The sequence below is a fragment of the Variimorphobacter saccharofermentans genome (genome assembly GCF_014174405.1).
In the GTDB taxonomy this organism is placed as follows: Bacteria; Bacillota; Clostridia; order Lachnospirales; family Lachnospiraceae; genus Mobilitalea; species Mobilitalea saccharofermentans.
Window position 1 is genome coordinate 2,336,362 of sequence record NZ_JACEGA010000001.1, and the last position, 19,884, is coordinate 2,356,245.

The window sequence follows — 19,884 nt, forward strand, 5'->3', positions numbered from 1 at the left end:
GTTGTATGGATTTAAAGCTGTATCATCCATTTGTGCAAATCATCTGATAATATCATTCGTAAATCATCCTTCCTGTCATATATTATCTACATAAAAGCTTTTGCGAAACAATATCAGAGTATATCTGCATACCACTGGTATTAGCAATATGGATCACTTCTTTTAACTGAGCGTTCTCTGGTAAGAAATCTGTAAGCAAATTCTCTTCCTGTAGTATACGGTCTGTGTTAAAAATGACATCCTGATATCCGTCAAAAATAGCTACATAGAAGATCTCTGATTCAACAATATCCTGAAAGAAATGGCTACCATAGGATAATTCCGGCATAAATCCTTCTTTTTTTGATGAATACTCACAAAGCACCTTCATATTACAAATCTGTGTAAAATGTACCGGAACCCCAAGGGATGGTGTGGTGCTCCCCCACCTGCCCGGGCCAACCAGCATGGCATATTTATCTTTCATCGCATTATTAATTAAGCCTATTTGTCGAGCCACCTCATATTTGTCTTGTTCACTTAGTTTCAAGTATTCTTTCGCACTAATCAATATTACGTAATCGATGGGCAGGCGTACGCTTCCTCCCATGAAACTACCCTTACATCCAAAGAAACAATCCTTCTCACCCTTTAGCTCCGGGATTTTTACTGTCTTGCCTAACCCTTTGGTTTGTAATGGACGACATTGTAAGAGGTTTATCTTAAAGCTATTATCCTTATTAAAGTTTGCCGTGAATTCAATATCAACCGGGTAATCATATGCTTTTGACAGTAAAGCTAACATTTCTCTCATTATGGTAACAAACTTTGTTTCTGTAAATAGCTTTTTAAAATCTAATAGATAGGGTATCTTAAAATTCATATATCCCAATTCACGCATACGAGCTTCCGTAGCATAGTCAGGACTTATAAACAATTTCTTATCTGCTTTTAACGGGAGGGATAATATCTCATCCAACTCTTTGCTATCTTGAATATTTTCTGTAAAGGAAAGAAGATCCAATCGATGTTGGGAGAATTTCTTCTGATCTTCATAATCCATTGGTGGAATTCGAAGTGGATTATCAAGGCATACCACCCTCACATAATCTCCATCGGTCCGATCCACTGCTCTAGTTCCCAGTCCAAATACAAGACGAAGCATCCCTGCATTCATATCAATACTTTCATCCCAAACATATAGGTTGGAGGAATTCCCAACCCCAGCTATATGAGGGAAGAAATAGTCTCCAAATCGATCTCCTGATACTCGTTGCACTAATATGGCCATTTGCTCATCCTGCTGTGCCAGTCCTCGATTCATTCGATAATTTAATGCATCTTCATTCATGGTACTTGCATAAACAATGCGCACAGCCTGTTCAAATGCCTCATATCGCTCCTGGGGTGTTCCCTGATTCACACAGAAAACACTCTCATATTTACCGGCAAATGCATTTCCAAAGTTATCTTCCTGTAGGGAGCTGGAACGTATAATAATTGGAGACTGACCAAAATACTCCAGCATTTGAACAAATTGCTCCTGAATATCCTTGGGAAAGGATCCATGTAAAAGCTTCTCTTTTAACTCCCCAGCATATTTATAATAACCCTCTGGTGTCTTTTGCTTGGCACGAAGCCTCCACCAACCATTTTGGACAATATATGTGTAAAAAACATCGGCACCGATAAAAAAGGAATCATGGGGCTCAATATATGGAGTAAAAGAATCGCCTCCGTCAATCTCAATTATTTTTCTCGCCAAAAGCATACCAACGCTCTTGCCGCCTATAAATCCTGTACCAATTTCTCGCGATGCAATATCAAGAATATCCTTTAAAGTAAAATATCTGTCACACAAATGAAACATACGCGAATCACTACCAATAAGCTTATACATGAGACGCGTCTTTACTTCTTCCTGCTGATTATAAGTAGAGCTCAGCATTCTTTTTGCTTCGTTGAAGATAGTATTCCAATAATCCAGTCTTATCTCCCCTCGATTAATACTATGAAAAAGTTCCGAAGCATCAGAACTGGATGTAATGCAGATCGCCTCCTGGCCTTGAATGAAATGCGGGAAGAACATCGTAGGAGAATAGCGCTGCCATACCTTAAGGGGATGAATATAGGTTTTATCATTGATTTGATATAAATCCAGAAGAAGCTGGGTTGTTTCACGAATGCCTGCAATAGTACTATAGGTATGAAAATTACGCTTAATGGCAAAATATGCAACCGTATCTAGCTCATATAAATAAGGACAGGTTGCCTTGAAAAAATTACCTGTCATCAAATCCGAGTGCCAATATTCTAACAAATCAGTAAGACAATCAAACACATAGAAAGCACGTTTGCCCTCTGCTTTAATTAGATTGTGTATTTCGGTAGCAAAGCTTTCAAAACCTTTACTAGCATCAATATGATACGTCTTAATATCCTGGCTTGCATTCAGTATAGGCTCATGATTGGCAAAACGGATATAAATCAGGCTCATATTTTCTGTTATTGCGTTTTCTACAAAATAATGAACCATTTTCTTATAGTCTGATATGGAATCCACTTGCCATACGACATTATCCCCAAACCTTAAGTGATCAATTACCTGATCAAAGCCTTCTAACCCTGTACTTACCTTATCGTATAAATTCATGGCACACCCCGTTCTGCTTAATAATAATATCAAAATCTAAAATATAAACATAAAAAACTTGAATTATTTAGCTGATATGTGATCAAATCATATGCTCCCTGTGTCATAAGCTTGGGAGCCACTCTATTTTGTTGCATCCAGAATCAAATTAACAAGCTTTGTATTATGCAGGACATAGCTTCCATGCCCCTCCCCCTGCAAAATATTAAGCTTGCTATTGGGTATACTATCTGCAATATACTCTGTGTGGCTTCGCTTTACCATATCGCGGCTTCCTGCCAGCACCGTGGTAGGGATGACAATGCACTTTAACATTTCTGTTGTAATATTGGGTTCCTTCAGCATCATTGTCATCTTCGGCTCTTTGACAACTGCGTTGATGCACTGAAATAACCTCAGCCAGCCAGTTCGTATCCCATCCGGAACAGTATTCGCTCCACTTATTATTAACCGGGATAATAGTTGTGGATACTTTGAAGCAAGTATCAATCCTATAATACCGCCATCACTAAAGCCGTAAAGAATGGGTTGTTCAAGCTTTAGTTCATGAATAAAGCATTTTATATCCTCGGCCATATCATCATAGTGATATTCCAAAACAGAATCACTCTGTCCATGCCCACGACTGTCTATTGCATATACTGTAAAGTGCTCTGACAAAATAGGAATTGCCTTATCAAAAATCTTATGTGTCTCCCCATTTCCATGAAGCAGAATTAAAGGTTTTCCTACGCCAGACATCTCATAGTAAAGATTAATGCTATTCACACGACATATCATTATCGTACACCCCTCTCCTCATCCTATATATCATTCATTAATACCTGCATTGATTATATGCTTACGCTTCTTCATATAAATAATCGATATTAATACGAGGGTTATAAGCTGTGCCATCAATGTATGGTAAATAACACATTTATTTATATTAATCATGACGTTCCTCAAAATTGTCATAATTCTCACAAAACCTAGCCGCAAAAGAGGGTTCTTCTCCAGCTTTGTATAAATGTGAAACATCACCAAATGCACTCATTCTAAAATAAGCTATCCCTTTTCTACGCTCTTCCGTTATAAGAGTGGTTACAGAGGTCGGCGCAGCACAAAATCCATGCCATAAAACTACTGGTGAGATTCCTAAGAGGTGACTTAAGATTAAACATTCCACACCAAAATGGCAGAAAAGAACTATCGTATCTCTATTCGGATTAATTGCTCGGTATAAATTACCTTCACGTACATATCCATGTTTATCTAAAATCTTATCAATGCCTTCAAAAACTTTATTTGCCTCCGCTATTACATTACCTTTTTTCATAATCGGTGCTGTATACCAGCGGTCTTTATCATAGTACTCATTCACCACTGTCCAATCCTGCGGAAGTAGGTCCCAGCATATTCTTTCCCTGCCTAAGCTCTCATCATAAATAAGTGCGTCAAATTCTCTGAGCCATGGTAATACCTCTGCTGTGCGTTTCATTTTATTTAATGTGACATTCGCTGTATCACGTGCTCTTCCAAGGGGGGATACATAGAATTCCTTTATATCCATAGCTGCTATCCTATTTGATAAAATCTCTGCTTCCTTCCACCCCTTATCGGTTAGTGAATCCTTTTCATAGTCCGGATCACCATGGCGTATAATTAGTAATCTCATATAGTCAACTCCTTGTTTGTATGCTTTGTAGTTTCTTATAAGCTTTCATTATAAGACATAAAGATTACATTTCTACTATCTTTCTAACAGTATTCGCATTCCTGATCGTAATCATTTCTCCAATACCTGCACTTGCTGTTTTCTTCCACCAATTTGCCTTGGAATAATTCCATCTGTCAAACGACCAGAAAATAAGATTTTTATATATGCAGACCTTTTCAAGGTTCTCCGTTGGTTCACCGATTTTATTGGATATCTCTTCAGCGGTAGCAGGAGGCATTACAAAAATCAAATTATCATATATATCATTATTCTTCGTTCCCCACCAATCTGGTGCATTGTAAAGTGCATCCATTATACTATCTATATCTGTGACATACACCGGTATTGCTAAATCAAACTTATCTTTAATTAACTTTTCCAGCCCGCATGTAAGGGTAGTTTCACTATCCGATTCATATGAAAAGATTACATTTCCACTATTAAGATATGTTTTAACTGTATCATAACCAGCTTCACTTAGGTATTCTTTTAATTCAGCCATAGAAATCTTGTTTTTCCCGCTGATGTTGATTCCTCTTAATAATGCAATATACCTTTTCATTCCATAGCTCTCTTTCATGCGATAGTATAATATAGGAAAATCATAACAATTGAAGATAATAAAGTCAACGTTATATATGAGTAGAATTTTGCTCTTGTAAATAAGTCTCAACTTCCTGCTGAGATAATTTTCTTATTTGCGTTTTCGGCGATTCATGAAAGGATTCCTGTTGAAAAAGTGGCTTCATCTGTTCACATGTTTTATCTTTATTCTTTGCAAGATAAGTCAACAAATCATCCGTACCAGCAAAGATTTTAAATGATTTTCTCCCCTTGTTTCCGGTTATTTCATATATTCCACATGGAGTCTTTGTAGATACGTCCGCAGTACGAAGATACAGCTTCGCTATATCCAATGTTCTGAACGGGAATTTCCAACGTTGTACTTCTCTTTTTTCATCCTTATCTATACAAATACATCGACCGCAGGTTCCACAAATATACTGTGTATGATTTTCCAAGCAATTTCTTGGCTCTAACAGGGGTGTAATTCGATTGTCTGCACTGTAACACTCAGGACATATATTCATAAAGATATCCTCCTAATAAGCTTCTTACATATTTCTCTATTTTATATATTGTTCTAACTAACATATGAGTATCCGTTAATTACTATATTCTTTCTCCAGCAGCTTAAATCCTTCATACACATCCTGCCCCAGTATCTCCTGAGTTTTTGAGAAATCATATCTCTCATGAAGCTTATCATGTGTTTTAAGAAACGCTTTCTTTCCATATTTTCTGATAAACATAGCCTGTGCCTTTGCTGAAGCTGCTCCATCGTTATCAGGCATATAAAAGCCTTTTGTACAGTTCTCCAGATCCGAACATTCATAGCATCCGTCTATTTTCTTATCCATGCAGCATACCATGTTAGGACATCTTCTATCTTCATATATAGTTGCAAAGGAGCAGACATTATACTCCGTCCTGCAGGACCCGCACCATTCACCCAGGAAACAATGATTACAGGAGAGTCCACAATATGCTACTGGATCCACTCCTTTACGAACATTTTTGCACAGTTTATTCTTAATTCGCTTCATTGCCTCGATATGCATGCTCCAATGTCTGCTGAATGGCATTTTAATCAGACCACGAATATCCTTATTGCACCAGTAATCAATAAGCCAGATGGCATTCTCATTCGGACTGACACAACCGATGCTAGCAAGCTTATCTTTGTCCTCAACCGAATATCTTGTCTTCATCTGTGAATATTCCAGATTTAAAAGAATTGAATTAGTAGATAACATAACCTCCCTGGCATATTCATATAAATACTTGATATTAAGTTTTTTTGAAAATTCTGCAATTTCCTGCCCCTGTAACTCATTGCCTGTTGTAATGATAGGTGAACCGATCTTCTTCTGATAATCACCAGTCATTAATATCTGCTCGTCTCCTGCAATCAAAGAATGTGCTACAATATCCTCAATTCGAAAGATGTGCCAGATTGAATACGCCAGTGTTTTACTGTGATAGCCCTCCGTATTTGCAAAAGGCATCTGATAAAATGCCTTGGCAGGATATCCATTCACAATCTGAGAAATCTGCTCAAACATTTCCTTACGGAATTCAATAAGCAGTTCTATTGCATCCTTATATGTAGTTTCTTTATCAAGAAGTACCTGGATCCGTTTGATTTTCTCTGACCATTCTTTATTCATCGCTTATTTTCCTCCTTATTTTCATCATCTCAGAAGCCCTGTAAGAACTTGGACTTCATATTTTTCTATTATTATACCAGATCTGCCCAGATAGAACAAGTGTTCTTATTGCATTTTCTCCAAAATATGTTCTTTATCCAATTACTCTTCAATATCATAAAATTTTGAAGTAAATTAACTTAATTATTCGTTAACCAAATTGTGGTGAGAATACAAGAGACATCTCTGGTTGGTAAGTATCAGCCAGAAGTTCATTTGAAGGAAATGATAATTCTTAAACTACTTCTATCTATGAAGAATATTTAAGCATGTTACTGGAAATGTGAAAGATGGTTTTAAGGTTAACGGTGAAGAATTGACACCTGTTGGAGAAGATGCATATCAAGTAAAATCAGAGGAATATATAAGGTTTATACAAAAAGGTGATAATCTATATTATGCTCCAAGCCAGTATTATACTTCATACGTACGAGTTCCTTGGTATGAAGGCGAGACCTGGCAGCTATCCATATTACTAGCATTTGTAGCAATAAGCCTGTTAGCTTTTATCGTATCAATGATCAGAATAATAATTGGTATAAAACACAAAAAGAATATGAATTTCATATTAATTAATATACATTCGATGCAACCTGATAGGCTTCTAATAACAATATTTTAATAGCAGGATTTAAATTCATCTTTTGCTTACTCTTGATTCAATATATTTAATTATAGCTGTCGTTTCTCCTAATGCAGCAAGAGAATCACCAAGCTTTTTCGCATTCTCAGTATAAGTCTGATTCACGCTACTGGAAATGAATGAAGACCGATAAAGCCAGGTAATCCCATTAGAACTGGTATCGGTAAAAAGTAATTCTTCGTCCCGTTTATATCATGAAAATTCGGATCTCTTGCCGCACATAATGCGACTTCGTATCCTCGCTCAATAAATGCTTGTGCAAGCTTTTGCGTTCTTGAAAAAGGACCTGAAGTTTCAGCCATTGCTGACATAGGTACGATCAATATTTTCATATAATTCATCCACCTTTATACTCTCTTCGCCTATTACTAATCAACAAGGTCATTCTGAAATCTTGAAAGATGTTCATACGGGAGGATCAGTCTTCCGCGAAACAGGCCACAGCCATCGTTAATCAGCGAATTATCCATTGCTGAAAACATATTAACATCCAATTTTGCTAATTCAAGCTTCTGTAACGCGATACCCCTTTCATAAGCATCATCAAAATATATATTTTCTCCTTTTGGAATCGCATCTCGTTTTGCTCTTTCTCTCTCCTGTCGTTTTTCATAGCCCAAATGATTGGCTGGACCAATTTCAGCGAAGTCATCCATTTCTTTCGTGCGAAGCTGCACCTCCACATAACAACGGGCAATGTTATCATAGAATGTTATATGTAGCGAACGATACCCATTGGTCTCCGGATTAATAACATAATCCCTATAGTACGGGCTTACGCTCTCTCTTAACAGAGGGGTTTTTTTCTGCTCCCCAAGATAAGCCAGTTCTGCGGTAAATCCACGTTCCTCCATAAAGGCGGGCAACTGGTTTGCGACATCATATAAATACTTAATTTCTTCATCCGCGAGTATCTCATTCTCTTTCAAATGACATTTAGGAAGGGAAATCACAATTCTATAAGCTATCAAGTCCCGAAAGCAGGATAAATAGTTTTTCAGTTCAGGAAGAGTTGGATAAGTACCATGTTTCATATAATACTCGTAAATATATTCCACAATGTATCCATTAAATTTGGCTTCCGCACGTATCAGAGATTTAATTCTACCTTTAAAAGTAAACGCAAGAAACGGATATTCATTTGCCATATATTTATAAAAATCCCTAATCCTCTGAGATTGCGAAGTCAGGAATTCGTTGTGCTGTAATAGTTCCATAATCTGAAGCAGAAAATTACAGTGCATAAGATCGATCTGATTATGAGTCTTTATCGCTGACTGTTTCAAATCCTTAGAATATCTCTGTAATATTTTAAGAACCGTATCACCTGAATATAAATAATCATTTAATTTTATCATAACTTTCTTTGCATCTGTTCATGTTCTTACAGATGAACTCTCCTATCCTTCGTACTTAAAGTATAACCTTATTCATCGTTCAACCTTAACGCAGTTTCTTCCACTTGATTTTGCCAAGTACAATGCTTTATCAACACGATCGAACGCCCCTTTAACCTTGTCATTTTTATTTATTCCAGTTATACCGATACTGCAGGTAATATTTCCAGCCGTATCGAAACTCTCTTCGGAAATTCTCATTCTCATATTTTCAGCGATAGCCGTAAGCTCAGCAGCATCTATATTATAGCATACGGCTACAAATTCATCTCCGCCCCAACGTCCGATTTTAATATTATAGGATTTCAAAAAATCACAGGCAATTACAGCAAAGTGCTTTAATGTGATATCCCCTATGGAATGACCATATATATCATTGATTGTCTTAAAGTAATCAATATCCATCATCATTATAGAAAGGGGTCGTTCGATTTCTTTACTGTTTTCAATCGCATTATAAAGCTCGGTCTCAATTCTGCCATGGTTATATACACCCGTTAAGGAATCCTTTGAAGCAAGTTCTTCATTCTTTTTAAGGGTAGACAATATTTCAAGAGAATTTTCGTGTATATCCTGAACCAGGAATACAAATCTGAAATCATCATTATTATTTGTTTCGGCACGGCTGAAAATCAACTTGACCCAGATATATTTTCCATCAAGATTTTGCATCTGACAGTCAAACGATGTAGTTCTTCCCGGTGCAAGTTTCTTTTTCAGATAATCAGGATCTGTGTGTTCGAGAAAGAGAGGCTGGTCCTCGTACCAAATCATGTTTACAATCATCATACGCCAGTTAGAATATTTTAATTCGGTTGCATTCATAGGCTCCTCAGAAATTTCCGTAATACTAATACTGTTTGTTGTATCCCTGATAAGATCAACATACATGGAGAAGAGGTATGTGTTCTGAATGTTATTTATTTTTTCATTGGTCAGGTACTCCTGTATATATTCGCTGTTGTCAAGTTCGTCGAGAATGAGCATATAAATGTTTTTATCATTGATAGGATATATTGTCATTTGAATGATATGTGGAATATTGTTATATACAAGCTTTAATCTTTTACTATATTTGCCATGGAATTTACCGAATGACGGAACAAAGACTTGATAATCGCTTGTAATTTTTTTCGAATTACTTAGGTGAAACCATAGTTTTTCAATGAGGTCATGATAATTACCGCTATCTTCAATAATATCTATAAATATCCCCTTTTTAGAAATACATCTATAGCTGTCAATTTCAGCATTAACAATTAGGATCGTATCTACTTTTTCAATAAAAAGTTCAGAAATATCCTCTAGAGTAAACTCTTCTAATTTATTCACGTTCATTATTAATTCCTCACTTTCGGTTGGAATACAGTTCTCCAGTTATCCAGGTTTGCCTTAGGTTTTAATTAATTTCAATTATACCCCACCCAATAGTTATTTTCAAATAAAAGTACCTCCTAAGATTAGCTTTTCTCAAATCTTAGGAGGTACAATACATCTTATTTCATATGGCGTTTAAGATCCATTCGATACGGAGTTAATCTATTCTTTTGCCAAACCAACAGATATAATATTCCAGTATGAATCTTTTTCTTTATATTCTCTGTCAAAGATCAATGGATCCTGTGATCCACGCCATGAATGCTGATCATTGATACCCCATAATGTTACAGAGGAGATAATATCTTTGTAATCAATATAAATCTGGAACAAATCTTTATAGATCTGCGCCTGTTTTGCTGCCATCGCTGAATCCGGTGCAGGTCCATTACCGTCAATTGATGTTGCAATATCAAGCTCTGTTATCTGAACTTCGTAACCTGCTGCAGCAAATTTCTCAATTGTGTCTCTATATTGATCCATTGGTGGATAATAGATATTTACATGACTTTGCATACCGATACCATCAACATTACCTGCTGCTTTGGCATCCGCTAACAGCTCAATGATCTTTTCTGCCTTTCCTTCATCATATTCGTTATAATCATTGTAGTATAGCTTAATTCCAGTACCTTCTGAAGCTTTTCTGGCAAATTCAAAAGCCTTTGTAACATAAGAATAGTCTCCATAAACTGTTTTCCAATGGTTTGAACCCATACTCATGGAAGATACCACTTCGTTACATATATCATATGCATAGAATAGATCGGGATAATTCTCTTTAATGTGTCCAAATACCTCATCCATGAACTGTTGTAAACGGATATCCATCGTTGCTACATCTACATATGCACCATTATCCTCAAAGCCTTCTTTAAAGAACCAGGTTGGTGTCTGACTATGCCATACGAAGGTGTGTCCTCTCATTTTCAGGCCATGAGCAACAGCAAAATTGCAATATTCGTCCATCTTAGTAAAGTCACACTTAATTGCACCTCCGGATACCGTGGCAACTCGATCTAATAATGCTTCCGGCTTCATATCATTTTCCGCTGTAATACTATTGTATTGCGATAATAAATTCTGTGTATAATTTGTGTCAGCTAATCCGTTCAAATGAACTGCTGCCCCAATTAAGAATTTATCTGCATATACATCCTTTAAGCTGTAGCTTCCAATACCAGCAATTGCTGCATCCAATTCAGCACTTGCCTGCTTCATTTGATCATTTGTTGCATCAGCCTTAGCAAGAATATCTTCTGCGGCTGCTACTGCTTTCTTAATCTCTTCACCATTATTGATGAAGTCTAAGTTTAATCCAGCATATTTTTGGATGACACCAATAAAGGTTATTACATCGTTCAATGCATTAAATGCTGCATCCAATTCGGCTTGAGTTGTAGCAGAAATAACTGCTGTATTCGCTGCTTCAATTCTTACCGTAAGAGCTCCTACACCTTTTGTAAATCCGGTTGTATCCGTATTTCTTGCGGTATCAATTAATGCCATTAATTTATATGGATTTAGTCCAGGAGTATCTCCGGCTTTTTTACCGGTAAGTATTATTTCACCAAATACGGCTGGGTTCCTCCATGCACTATCCGTTGTATCAAATAAGGTAATTGTACCTGCTCTACTCGTTCCGATGCCGTCATTCACCTGTAATTCTATGCCATATATTGTATTATTGGTAGCAACATTCTGTAATGCAATTCTGGCTTCAACAAGGTATTCTTGATCACCGGTCTTTGTAGCTGTATAGAATCGGCTGAGATCACCACTACCCAATGACTGGGCATTCTCATAATTTACTCTAAATTGCAAATCATCAGAACCATACGAGGAGGTCTTATCATTATTCTCATCCAAGAATATTTCGATAGAATCCTTCTCATGAACCTGACTCGGTGCAACTGTCATATTAGGATCTTTTACCCTGGCTAGAACATAAAGGGCATTATCATCCCACAATACCTTAAATGTTGCAGTTGCCTGTACTGCTGCATTGTTGATATGCGGAGGCTTAATCTCAATTGCGTTATTCCAAACCTCGTCTATTTCACCATCTATTTTAGGTGTACCATATTTACCAACAATTCTTCCATCCGCTGTAAATCCATTTTCATCCGTTACGATATCTGGATCGACTGCTCCTTTTTCAGCAAAGAACACATCCGGTAATATGTTATATAAGTACTGATTTACACATTGCCATGTATGAGTTCCATCTGGCAGTAATAGTAAGTATAGGTTACCCTGTGATAAATCTGCATTGTAATTAAAGATTGGATTGCCCTCACTGTCTTTATAATCGGCCATAGCGGGAATTGCATTTACCATTCCACCATAAGCAATGTCATCCGTACCGGTAGATGCAAATACATAGTAGTCATTCATGGCATAGCCTTTTACGACACTGGTAAAATCAGTATTTCCCGGACCACCACTGATTGGCAGATAATACTTGAAATAATCAAAGCAATTTCTCATAATCGTAAAAGTACAGCTCGATCCTTGAGAGAAACCACCCACTGCATAATGATTTCTTACTGCTTTCAGATCATCCTTAGAACCTGATGCAGCATACGTATTATATTTTGTTGCTATATAAGGCATTATCTCATTAACTATTTCATATTGTAGTCTTCCAGATTCCATACCTCTATAGTAGGGGGTAACAATGATCATCGGATCAAGTTCGCCATTGGCTATCATCATATCAAGAACTTTCTTCATTACAGTCGTTACATTCGGATTATCATCGCCAAAGACTGTATTTTGATCTTCGGATGTACCATGAATTAGGTATAATACATTATATCTGGTATTCTTATCATCAGGATTATAACCTGCTGGAAGGTATACCAGCATATTCTTTTGCACTGCATTTCCCCGTTCTCCGTTATCACTATACTCATAAGTGTCATAGTAGTCTCTTACAACAGTTCCTTTTGCCGTATCATCATAAGGTGCTGCAGTAAGATATTCGGCAGGAATTCTTCTGAACTCCTTGATCTTTGATATAGCAGGATCTATGTCTTTTATGTCTTTATGAACAAGGTCTCTAATTGCCTGATTCAAAGAAGCATACAGGGCATCGACCTGAGTCTGATCACCTGTAGCGATTGTTGCGTCTGCCTGAGCCACCAGTTCTATTACCTTTGAAGCCGTATCATCCGTATAACGAACTAGTTCAATATCATTGGCGATACTTACCAGCTTCAATAAATCATACTTATTAAAGCCAATAACATCTCCTGCTTCCTTTTCACTAAGAACAACTTTACCAAATCTCGTTGGGCTTGCATAAGCAGTGCTTGTTTTATCGAATACATTTAAGGTACCGGTTCTGTTTCCACCCTTAGCATCATTTAACTGTAGCTCAAAGCCATAGATATTGTTGCTTCTTGCGGGGTTTTGAAGGGAAATTCTAGCTTCCACAATATAACCTATTACCTTACCTTCGGCATTCTTTTTCTTAGATACTGCAGTATACAACCGGTCTAAGCTACCGCGATCCGCAGAAAGACTGTTCTCACAGCTGATTCTGTAATGGGTATCATCAAGATCAAAGATGTTCTCTATCGCGTTATTACCTTCATCCAGGAAGATTTCAACACAGTCTCTGTTATAAACAGTTCCTGATGTTACATCCAAAGCATTATCAGTAACATCTGCTAAAACATAGAGTGCCTTATCATCCCATAACGCTTTATATTTCGCTGTTGTGTCCGTTGATCCGGAACCAGATGCTGTTGCCGGAACAAAGTTAACCTTATCCCATACTGGATCAATATCACCATCAATCACTGGTGAACCGAACTTAGCAACCATGTTACCATTCTGGTCTAAGCCGATTATCTTTAACTCTGCGACAGCTTTATCTATTGCAGCAATTGCTTCATCCATCTGATCAGCTGATGTGTTACCCTTTGCCAGCAGTTGTTCTGCTTCTTCGACTACTTTCTTAACAGCAGCTGCACTCTCAGTCTGATATACGGACAAATCCATATTTGCTGCTTTTGTAACTGCATTTACAAATGTAATTACACGATTTAATGTATCATAGGCAGTATCAATATCCATTTGAGTTGATGTATCCTTTGTAACTACATCCTTAGCCGCCTTCAGGTTCTCAGTAAACAAAGCTGCTGTAACCTGCATCTTCTCAGCAGAAGAGATTAACTTGATTAATTTATATGGATTGAGTCCTGGAACATCTCCATCCTTCTTACCGGTGAGTATGACTTCACCAAATACAGATGTCCTGCTCCATGCACTATCGGTGGTATCAAATACGGTAATCGTTCCTGCTCTGCTCGTTCCGATGCCGTCATTTACCTGCAGTTCCATACCACAAATCTTATTATTAACTGCAATGCTCTGGAATTCAATTCTTGCTTCTACAATGTAGCTTCCATCGCCTGTCTTGGTTGCAGTATAGAAGCGACTGAGATCACCATTACCCGCCGATTGAACATTCTCGTAATTTACTCTGAATTGTAAATCATCAGAACCATAGGAGGATGTCTTATCATTATTTTCATCCAGGAATATTTCAATAGAGTCCTTCTCATGGGCTTGACGAGGTTCCTGTGTCATGTTAGGATCATTCACCTGGGCAAGGACATAAAGTGCATTATCATCCCATAGCAGTTTAAATGTTGCAGTTGCTTGTACTGCCGCATTATTCGTATGCGGAGGTTGAATCTGAATTGCATTCGTCCAAATGTCATCAATTTCACCATCTATTTTAGGAGTTCCATACTTTGCTACTATTCTTCCTTCAGGAGTAAAGCCCTTCTCATCTACTTCAATCTCCTCTTCTGCTGGCAGAGTAGGTGTAGGCTCAATTGTAGGAGTAGGTTCCTCTGTAGGTGTAGGTTCTGTTGTTGGTGCCGGTCCTGTTGTTGGTGTAGGTTTCGCTGTAGCCGGAGGATTGGGGCTTCCTCCCTGACCACCAGAGGTCGAAGGTGAATCTGAACCAATGCTCTGGATCTTACCATCAACTTCAACGTTAACCCTGTAATTACCTTCTACTTTTGGTATTGCATCTGTATCTTTTACAGTAATTTTTGATCTGGCAGCAGCTTCTGTTTCGAAATTAAGAACTGCCTGATAGGATGCATTTATCTGAAGTGCGATTCCTGCATTAATTCTAACACCAGTGGTTTCAATGTTTAATTTAGGTTGCTCTTTGGTTTTTCCATCAAAACTGATTACACAAGGTTTTGATACATCAATTGAAGAATTTCCATTTATGGTCATACCTATGTTTATATTGCTTTTCTCTACGGTAATTGTAGAATCCGCATTTTCTTCTATTGTAATTTTACTTGATACCCCCACATGTAATGTGTTTCCTTTTGCGAATTCGTTCCAACCTTGATCACTTATAGCACGAATTGTTATTTTTCGGAATACTCCATAATTATGTATCACTGCCTTAGGCGCATTGACAATCAACTCTTGTCCAGAATAATCACCTTGAGGAATTTTAAATGTCGCATCGGTATCGGAGCTAATATTAATTGAACTTGCTTTACCTGCTGTTAAAGCCTGATCCAGTTGTTCCTGGTTTGATACTGTAACCTCCGGTGATACCCTGATTGTTACTTTATCCTTACGAGATTTGTTAATTGTGGTTGCCTTTATTGTAACTTTACCATTTTTTAATGCAGTTACAACACCATTCGCATCAACCCTAGCTATTGTCGTATCACTTGAAGTCCAGTTAACAAAATCAGAAGCATCTGTCGGTGTAAAAGTACAATTTAAATCAAAGCTTTCACCCACCGCCATGGACTGTATCTTATTACTAACCGCTATCTTGGTAGCCGGATTCTTGGAAGGTTTTTTCACATATACTTTTGCCTTAAGTGTGATTGCCTTTTTTCCTGACGTAATCTTACAGGTAATGGATGCACTACCTGGGGCAACTGCTTTCACAACACCCTTATTATTGACTTTTGCAACTTCCTTGTTGCTACTCTTCCATTGGTACGATGCTTTTGATGGTTTATTTTTAATATTGAAATCATATGATTTCCCTACCAAAATATATCTGTACGTTGCCTCTTGCAAGACGGGGTTATCTTTTGTTGTTGCTGCATTAACAATTTGAATTCCCGATCCTGTCAGATCAAGAAATATCATGGAAATGACAGCCAACATAGTAATGATTCGTTTTACGAACTTACTTTTCATCATAGAAGCATCTCCTTTCTGAATATAGTCTCATGTGGCAAATAAAATTGCTTTAAACGGTAGTAAATCGTTAAACTGAATTGTAAATATTTTACATTTACAATTGTATGCTAACACATGTCTCATAAGGATTCAATGAAAGTTCATCAACATATTCTTTGTATTTATAAATAAATCATTGCTTTTTTTACAGTATTCTCTCTCTGTATTATAGAATAGTGTATATATTTAACAGTTTGACATATGTGGTGTAACGTTAAACCTGCTTAGTAACAGGAATAAGGGTGTGACAGGTGAATGACAAAAGTGATAATGTAACCCTTACAGAATAAAAAAGTTCCCAGCATTCGATTACTCTTATCGAATGTCTGGGAACCCTTGATTCAATATTCTATTCTCATGGTTATCTCTTGTGAACATTCCAACTATCACAAGCCGTCCTATGTCACACTATAATAGGGCTGTAATATCTTCCCGTTTGTATAACATTTTCATAGAATCTAACAGCATCATCTGCAGCATCTTCATAAACATCCAAGGAGTGTCCTACTCTGGAATGAATAACAAGTTTACAATTAGGTAAGCATTTTGCTGATCTTAACATTAAATCAGGTCGTGAAATTGTGTCTTCCATTCCACCGATAATCAACACAGGCAGCTTTATTTTCTTAAGCGCTTCTTGTAAATTTGCTTCTGTTTGTAGTGCTCTTAAGGGACGACCATAATCTATTGCTTTTGTTTCCGGAGCCTGGTATATTGCCTCATAATCCGGCGTACTTCTTAATGCTGCTTCTGCAGCATCCTCCTCGGCATGACGTCTTAGAATACGTTCATCATCGGTGGGGTAACGGAAGCAATGCTCCTGCAGGATGCCTTTCTCTGCCATAGATCGAATAGACATTTTTCCCTCATCCAAATTGTGAGGTCCCGGAACAATTGCAAAGAAGCAAATCAAACGTTCTGGGTAATTCAATGCAACATGCCAACCAGTTCCAGCGCCATGGGAAGAACCGGAGTAGACAAACTTATCAATTCCCATCTTGTCTGCAAAGGCTATTACATCAGCTGCAAACTGATCATACCAATGATCTCCGTAGTCCTCTGTAATATGGGTTGATTGTCCAAAGCCGCGATTCGTTAAAAGAAATACATGAAATCCTCTCTTCGCCAGTTCACGTTCAAAGGAATATTTCCCATGGCTCACCTGCGTACATATAACATATCGGTCGCCTTCGCCAAGCTCCTCGTAATAGATTTCCACATTACTATCAACACTAACCTTTGGCATAATCCAATCCTCCTATTATAAATATTTTATATTACCTGTTTATCAATCCCATCTTATGAATTATTATAACGTCCATATACAATCTCAGGTCATTCTTGAAATCCACCATTGGAATAATCATACTACAAAAATACAATAATTTCATTATTTAAGTTCAATCTATTCTTACTTAGTAAGAAGTTTCTTGTATGATCTATCTACCAGTGATGCCCCAATCGGTGCGGTTATAATTATAGATGCTACTGCTACAGTTAGGATAATCTCTCCTGAAGCCAGTCCCATTGCCAAAGGCAATCCACCGATTGCAGCTTGAACAGTTGCTTTCGGCATATAAGCAAAACATGAAAAGATACGTTCTTTCATATTCAATTCTGTACTTAATAGACTGATATATACTCCCACTAGTCTGAATATCATTACTCCAAATATCAATAGTATTGTTAACAAGCCAGCATTTAAAGCATATTTTATATTCACGGTTGCGCCTACTAGTACAAATAGAATCACTTCCGCTCCAAACCACAATTTTGAAAACTTACTTGAAAGGCGTTTCGATACCTCATACTTTTTTTGCTGAATCGTTGCACCTAATGCCATTACCGCTAATAGCCCTGAAAAACCAACGATCCCATTCAATGCATGCTCAAGCGTAACAAGCAAAAAGGATACCGATAGAATTATGATCACCTTACCAGTATCTCTAATGTGAAATATGGTAAAGAGCTTCGTTAGTATTAGCCCTGTAATAACTCCTCCGATAAGGCCAAACCCTATTGATGTGGGGATTTTCAGAAATTGCATAATGGAAATACTTCCACTTTGAGCCAATCCGGTAAAAGCGGTAAATAGGACTATTACAAAAACATCATCAACGGAAGCTCCAGCCATAATCATTTGAGGAATGTTTTTATTTTTACCATATCCATTTTCCATAAGATTTAGCATTCGTGGAACGACAACTGCCGGCGATACTGCAGCAATTACCGTGCCCATGATTGCCGCATCCAATAGGCAAATCCCCAAAAGCTTAGGTGCTATAATCAACATACCTGTAATTTCAAAGCATGCAGGAACAAAGCACATGAGGATTGCAGGACGTCCTACTTTCTTTAAATCCTTAATGTCAAGGTTCAATCCTGCTCTAATAAGTATGATAATCAACGCTATTTGCCTTAGATCTGTCGATACCTCCAAAATAGCAGGATATATTAAGTTCAATACATAAGGCCCTATCAGGATACCCGTCAAGAGCATACCAAGTAATTTCGGAAGATTTACTTTATCAAATATCTTCCCCATTGCCATTCCGATTAGGAATATTAGTGAAATCGATAACAACATGTTTTTTCCTCCATCTTTCGCAGGCAATAAAAAAGCCAATGAATCTGCGCTAAATATTCGCAGAAGTCATCAGCTTATTATTAAGCGGTTTAGGTTCATACCAGGGGAGAACTTCATTCCCATTTACAGTTATTCATTATACTTATTTATTCATCCTTGTAAACAAAATCCATATTCTTAGCTCGAAAAGCCCCATGGGTCCAGCTTTCATATAATGGTTGCCGATACTCTCCGTATTTGACATATGCTTTTGCTGATGCCATCAGCATCACGAATGCTGAATTATGAGAATATCCGTATACTTCCTCCTGTTTATCATCTGTTTCTATGTCCACCTTCCATACCATCCCGATGTTATCTAGCCTGTCTATAATATCAGATATCCTTCGCTCACTCATCTTCAAGGTTTTAGCAAACTTTTTCTTCGTCAGCATAAAGTTCCTCTTACTGCTGGCAAGATAATAAATAACCTTCAGATAATCCTCCTGAGCCAGAAGTTGAAACAATTCTAAGATCTCGGAATCAATTTTAATATAATTATTGATTCCCTCTTCTGGAATACGTATCACCCAAAAGTATTGTAGTTCTTCATTCAACCTCATCCTTGCCAGTACGTGGTCTGTCTTTACTTCGCCAACTGTTTCAATATTTACGATATTGGGAAATCCCATGTATTCTTCCGAACCAGCGCAATAGGAACAGATTATCGGATAGCATAGTTCCATAATCCTATGTCCCCTCTCCTCCTCCGGAAGCTTTCGTAATTCATCAATGATAGATTTCACTAATACCATATCATCCAACTCTTCTGGCGGCTTTAATCCATATAGAATATCAAGTGATACATTTAAACATTTTGATATTTTTGGTAATAATGCTCCATCCGGATAACTTCCATTTTCCCATTTCGAAATTGCCTGAGCCGAAACACCTATCTGTACAGCCAGTTCCTCCTGTGTTAAGCCCCTCAATTTACGAAATTTAGTTAAATTAATTCCAAATTGAGTTGTCTCCATCGTACTCCCCATAA

Annotated in this window: 13 protein-coding genes and 1 riboswitch; all 13 genes read right to left on the bottom strand. The window is 37.4% G+C overall.

From position 1 onward, the window contains the following. Positions 1-82: 82 nt before the first annotated feature. The gene (locus H0486_RS10310; protein ID WP_228352927.1) at positions 83-2,632 is read right to left on the bottom strand and encodes a PEP/pyruvate-binding domain-containing protein; all 2,550 of its coding nucleotides are present in this window, start codon (positions 2,630-2,632) and stop codon (positions 83-85) included. A gap of 123 nt (positions 2,633-2,755) precedes the next feature. Next, the gene (locus H0486_RS10315) at positions 2,756-3,412 is read right to left on the bottom strand and encodes an alpha/beta fold hydrolase (RefSeq protein WP_228352928.1); all 657 of its coding nucleotides are present in this window, start codon (positions 3,410-3,412) and stop codon (positions 2,756-2,758) included. Between the two features lie 148 nt (positions 3,413-3,560). Then, positions 3,561-4,289, bottom strand: a complete 729-nt coding sequence (locus H0486_RS10320) for a histidine phosphatase family protein (protein ID WP_228352929.1) — start codon at positions 4,287-4,289, stop codon at positions 3,561-3,563. Positions 4,290-4,353: 64 nt separating this feature from the next. After that, the gene (locus tag H0486_RS10325) at positions 4,354-4,893 is read right to left on the bottom strand and encodes a DUF1697 domain-containing protein (protein ID WP_228352930.1); all 540 of its coding nucleotides are present in this window, start codon (positions 4,891-4,893) and stop codon (positions 4,354-4,356) included. A gap of 70 nt (positions 4,894-4,963) precedes the next feature. Continuing rightward, a complete protein-coding gene (locus H0486_RS10330; protein ID WP_228354411.1) occupies positions 4,964-5,416 on the bottom strand; it encodes a hypothetical protein in 453 nt (150 codons plus the stop codon). 81 nt (positions 5,417-5,497) lie between these two features. Further along, positions 5,498-6,562, bottom strand: coding sequence for a DUF3795 domain-containing protein (locus H0486_RS18560; RefSeq protein WP_228352931.1), 1,065 nt, complete (start codon positions 6,560-6,562; stop codon positions 5,498-5,500). Positions 6,563-7,345: 783 nt separating this feature from the next. Then, positions 7,346-7,576: a hypothetical protein gene (locus tag H0486_RS10340; protein ID WP_228352932.1), complete on the bottom strand. Its 231-nt coding sequence runs from the start codon at positions 7,574-7,576 to the stop codon at positions 7,346-7,348. Positions 7,577-7,612: 36 nt separating this feature from the next. Next, on the bottom strand, positions 7,613-8,602 hold the full coding sequence (locus tag H0486_RS10345; RefSeq protein WP_228352933.1) for a nucleotidyltransferase family protein: 990 nt from the start codon (positions 8,600-8,602) through the stop codon (positions 7,613-7,615). Between the two features lie 72 nt (positions 8,603-8,674). Beyond that, positions 8,675-9,979: a GGDEF domain-containing protein gene (locus H0486_RS10350; RefSeq protein WP_228352934.1), complete on the bottom strand. Its 1,305-nt coding sequence runs from the start codon at positions 9,977-9,979 to the stop codon at positions 8,675-8,677. A gap of 201 nt (positions 9,980-10,180) precedes the next feature. Beyond that, complete coding sequence (locus H0486_RS10355) at positions 10,181-16,228, bottom strand: sugar-binding protein (RefSeq protein ID WP_228352935.1); 6,048 nt, start codon at positions 16,226-16,228, stop codon at positions 10,181-10,183. Positions 16,229-16,670: 442 nt separating this feature from the next. Then, positions 16,671-17,513 carry an alpha/beta fold hydrolase gene (locus H0486_RS10360; RefSeq protein ID WP_228352936.1) on the bottom strand — a complete coding sequence of 281 codons (843 nt, stop codon included), beginning with the start codon at positions 17,511-17,513 and terminating at the stop codon, positions 16,671-16,673. A 165-nt stretch (positions 17,514-17,678) separates the two neighbouring features. Further along, positions 17,679-18,854, bottom strand: coding sequence for a cation:proton antiporter (locus H0486_RS10365; RefSeq protein WP_228352937.1), 1,176 nt, complete (start codon positions 18,852-18,854; stop codon positions 17,679-17,681). A 53-nt stretch (positions 18,855-18,907) separates the two neighbouring features. After that, positions 18,908-18,984: riboswitch (Fluoride riboswitch) on the bottom strand. A 16-nt stretch (positions 18,985-19,000) separates the two neighbouring features. Beyond that, the gene (locus H0486_RS10370) at positions 19,001-19,870 is read right to left on the bottom strand and encodes a helix-turn-helix domain-containing protein (RefSeq protein WP_228352938.1); all 870 of its coding nucleotides are present in this window, start codon (positions 19,868-19,870) and stop codon (positions 19,001-19,003) included. Between the last annotated feature and the right edge of the window lie 14 nt (positions 19,871-19,884).

Coding starts and splice junctions, on each gene's coding strand:
- H0486_RS10345 (WP_228352933.1), bottom strand. CDS start 8,602: ATGATAAAATTAAATGATTATTTATATTCAGGTGATACGGTTCTTAAA.
- H0486_RS18560 (WP_228352931.1), bottom strand. CDS start 6,562: ATGAATAAAGAATGGTCAGAGAAAATCAAACGGATCCAGGTACTTCTT.
- H0486_RS10315 (WP_228352928.1), bottom strand. CDS start 3,412: ATGATATGTCGTGTGAATAGCATTAATCTTTACTATGAGATGTCTGGC.
- H0486_RS10365 (WP_228352937.1), bottom strand. CDS start 18,854: ATGTTGTTATCGATTTCACTAATATTCCTAATCGGAATGGCAATGGGG.
- H0486_RS10350 (WP_228352934.1), bottom strand. CDS start 9,979: ATGAACGTGAATAAATTAGAAGAGTTTACTCTAGAGGATATTTCTGAA.
- H0486_RS10370 (WP_228352938.1), bottom strand. CDS start 19,870: ATGGAGACAACTCAATTTGGAATTAATTTAACTAAATTTCGTAAATTG.
- H0486_RS10360 (WP_228352936.1), bottom strand. CDS start 17,513: ATGCCAAAGGTTAGTGTTGATAGTAATGTGGAAATCTATTACGAGGAG.
- H0486_RS10320 (WP_228352929.1), bottom strand. CDS start 4,289: ATGAGATTACTAATTATACGCCATGGTGATCCGGACTATGAAAAGGAT.
- H0486_RS10340 (WP_228352932.1), bottom strand. CDS start 7,576: ATGAAAATATTGATCGTACCTATGTCAGCAATGGCTGAAACTTCAGGT.
- H0486_RS10310 (WP_228352927.1), bottom strand. CDS start 2,632: ATGAATTTATACGATAAGGTAAGTACAGGGTTAGAAGGCTTTGATCAG.
- H0486_RS10325 (WP_228352930.1), bottom strand. CDS start 4,893: ATGAAAAGGTATATTGCATTATTAAGAGGAATCAACATCAGCGGGAAA.
- H0486_RS10355 (WP_228352935.1), bottom strand. CDS start 16,228: ATGATGAAAAGTAAGTTCGTAAAACGAATCATTACTATGTTGGCTGTC.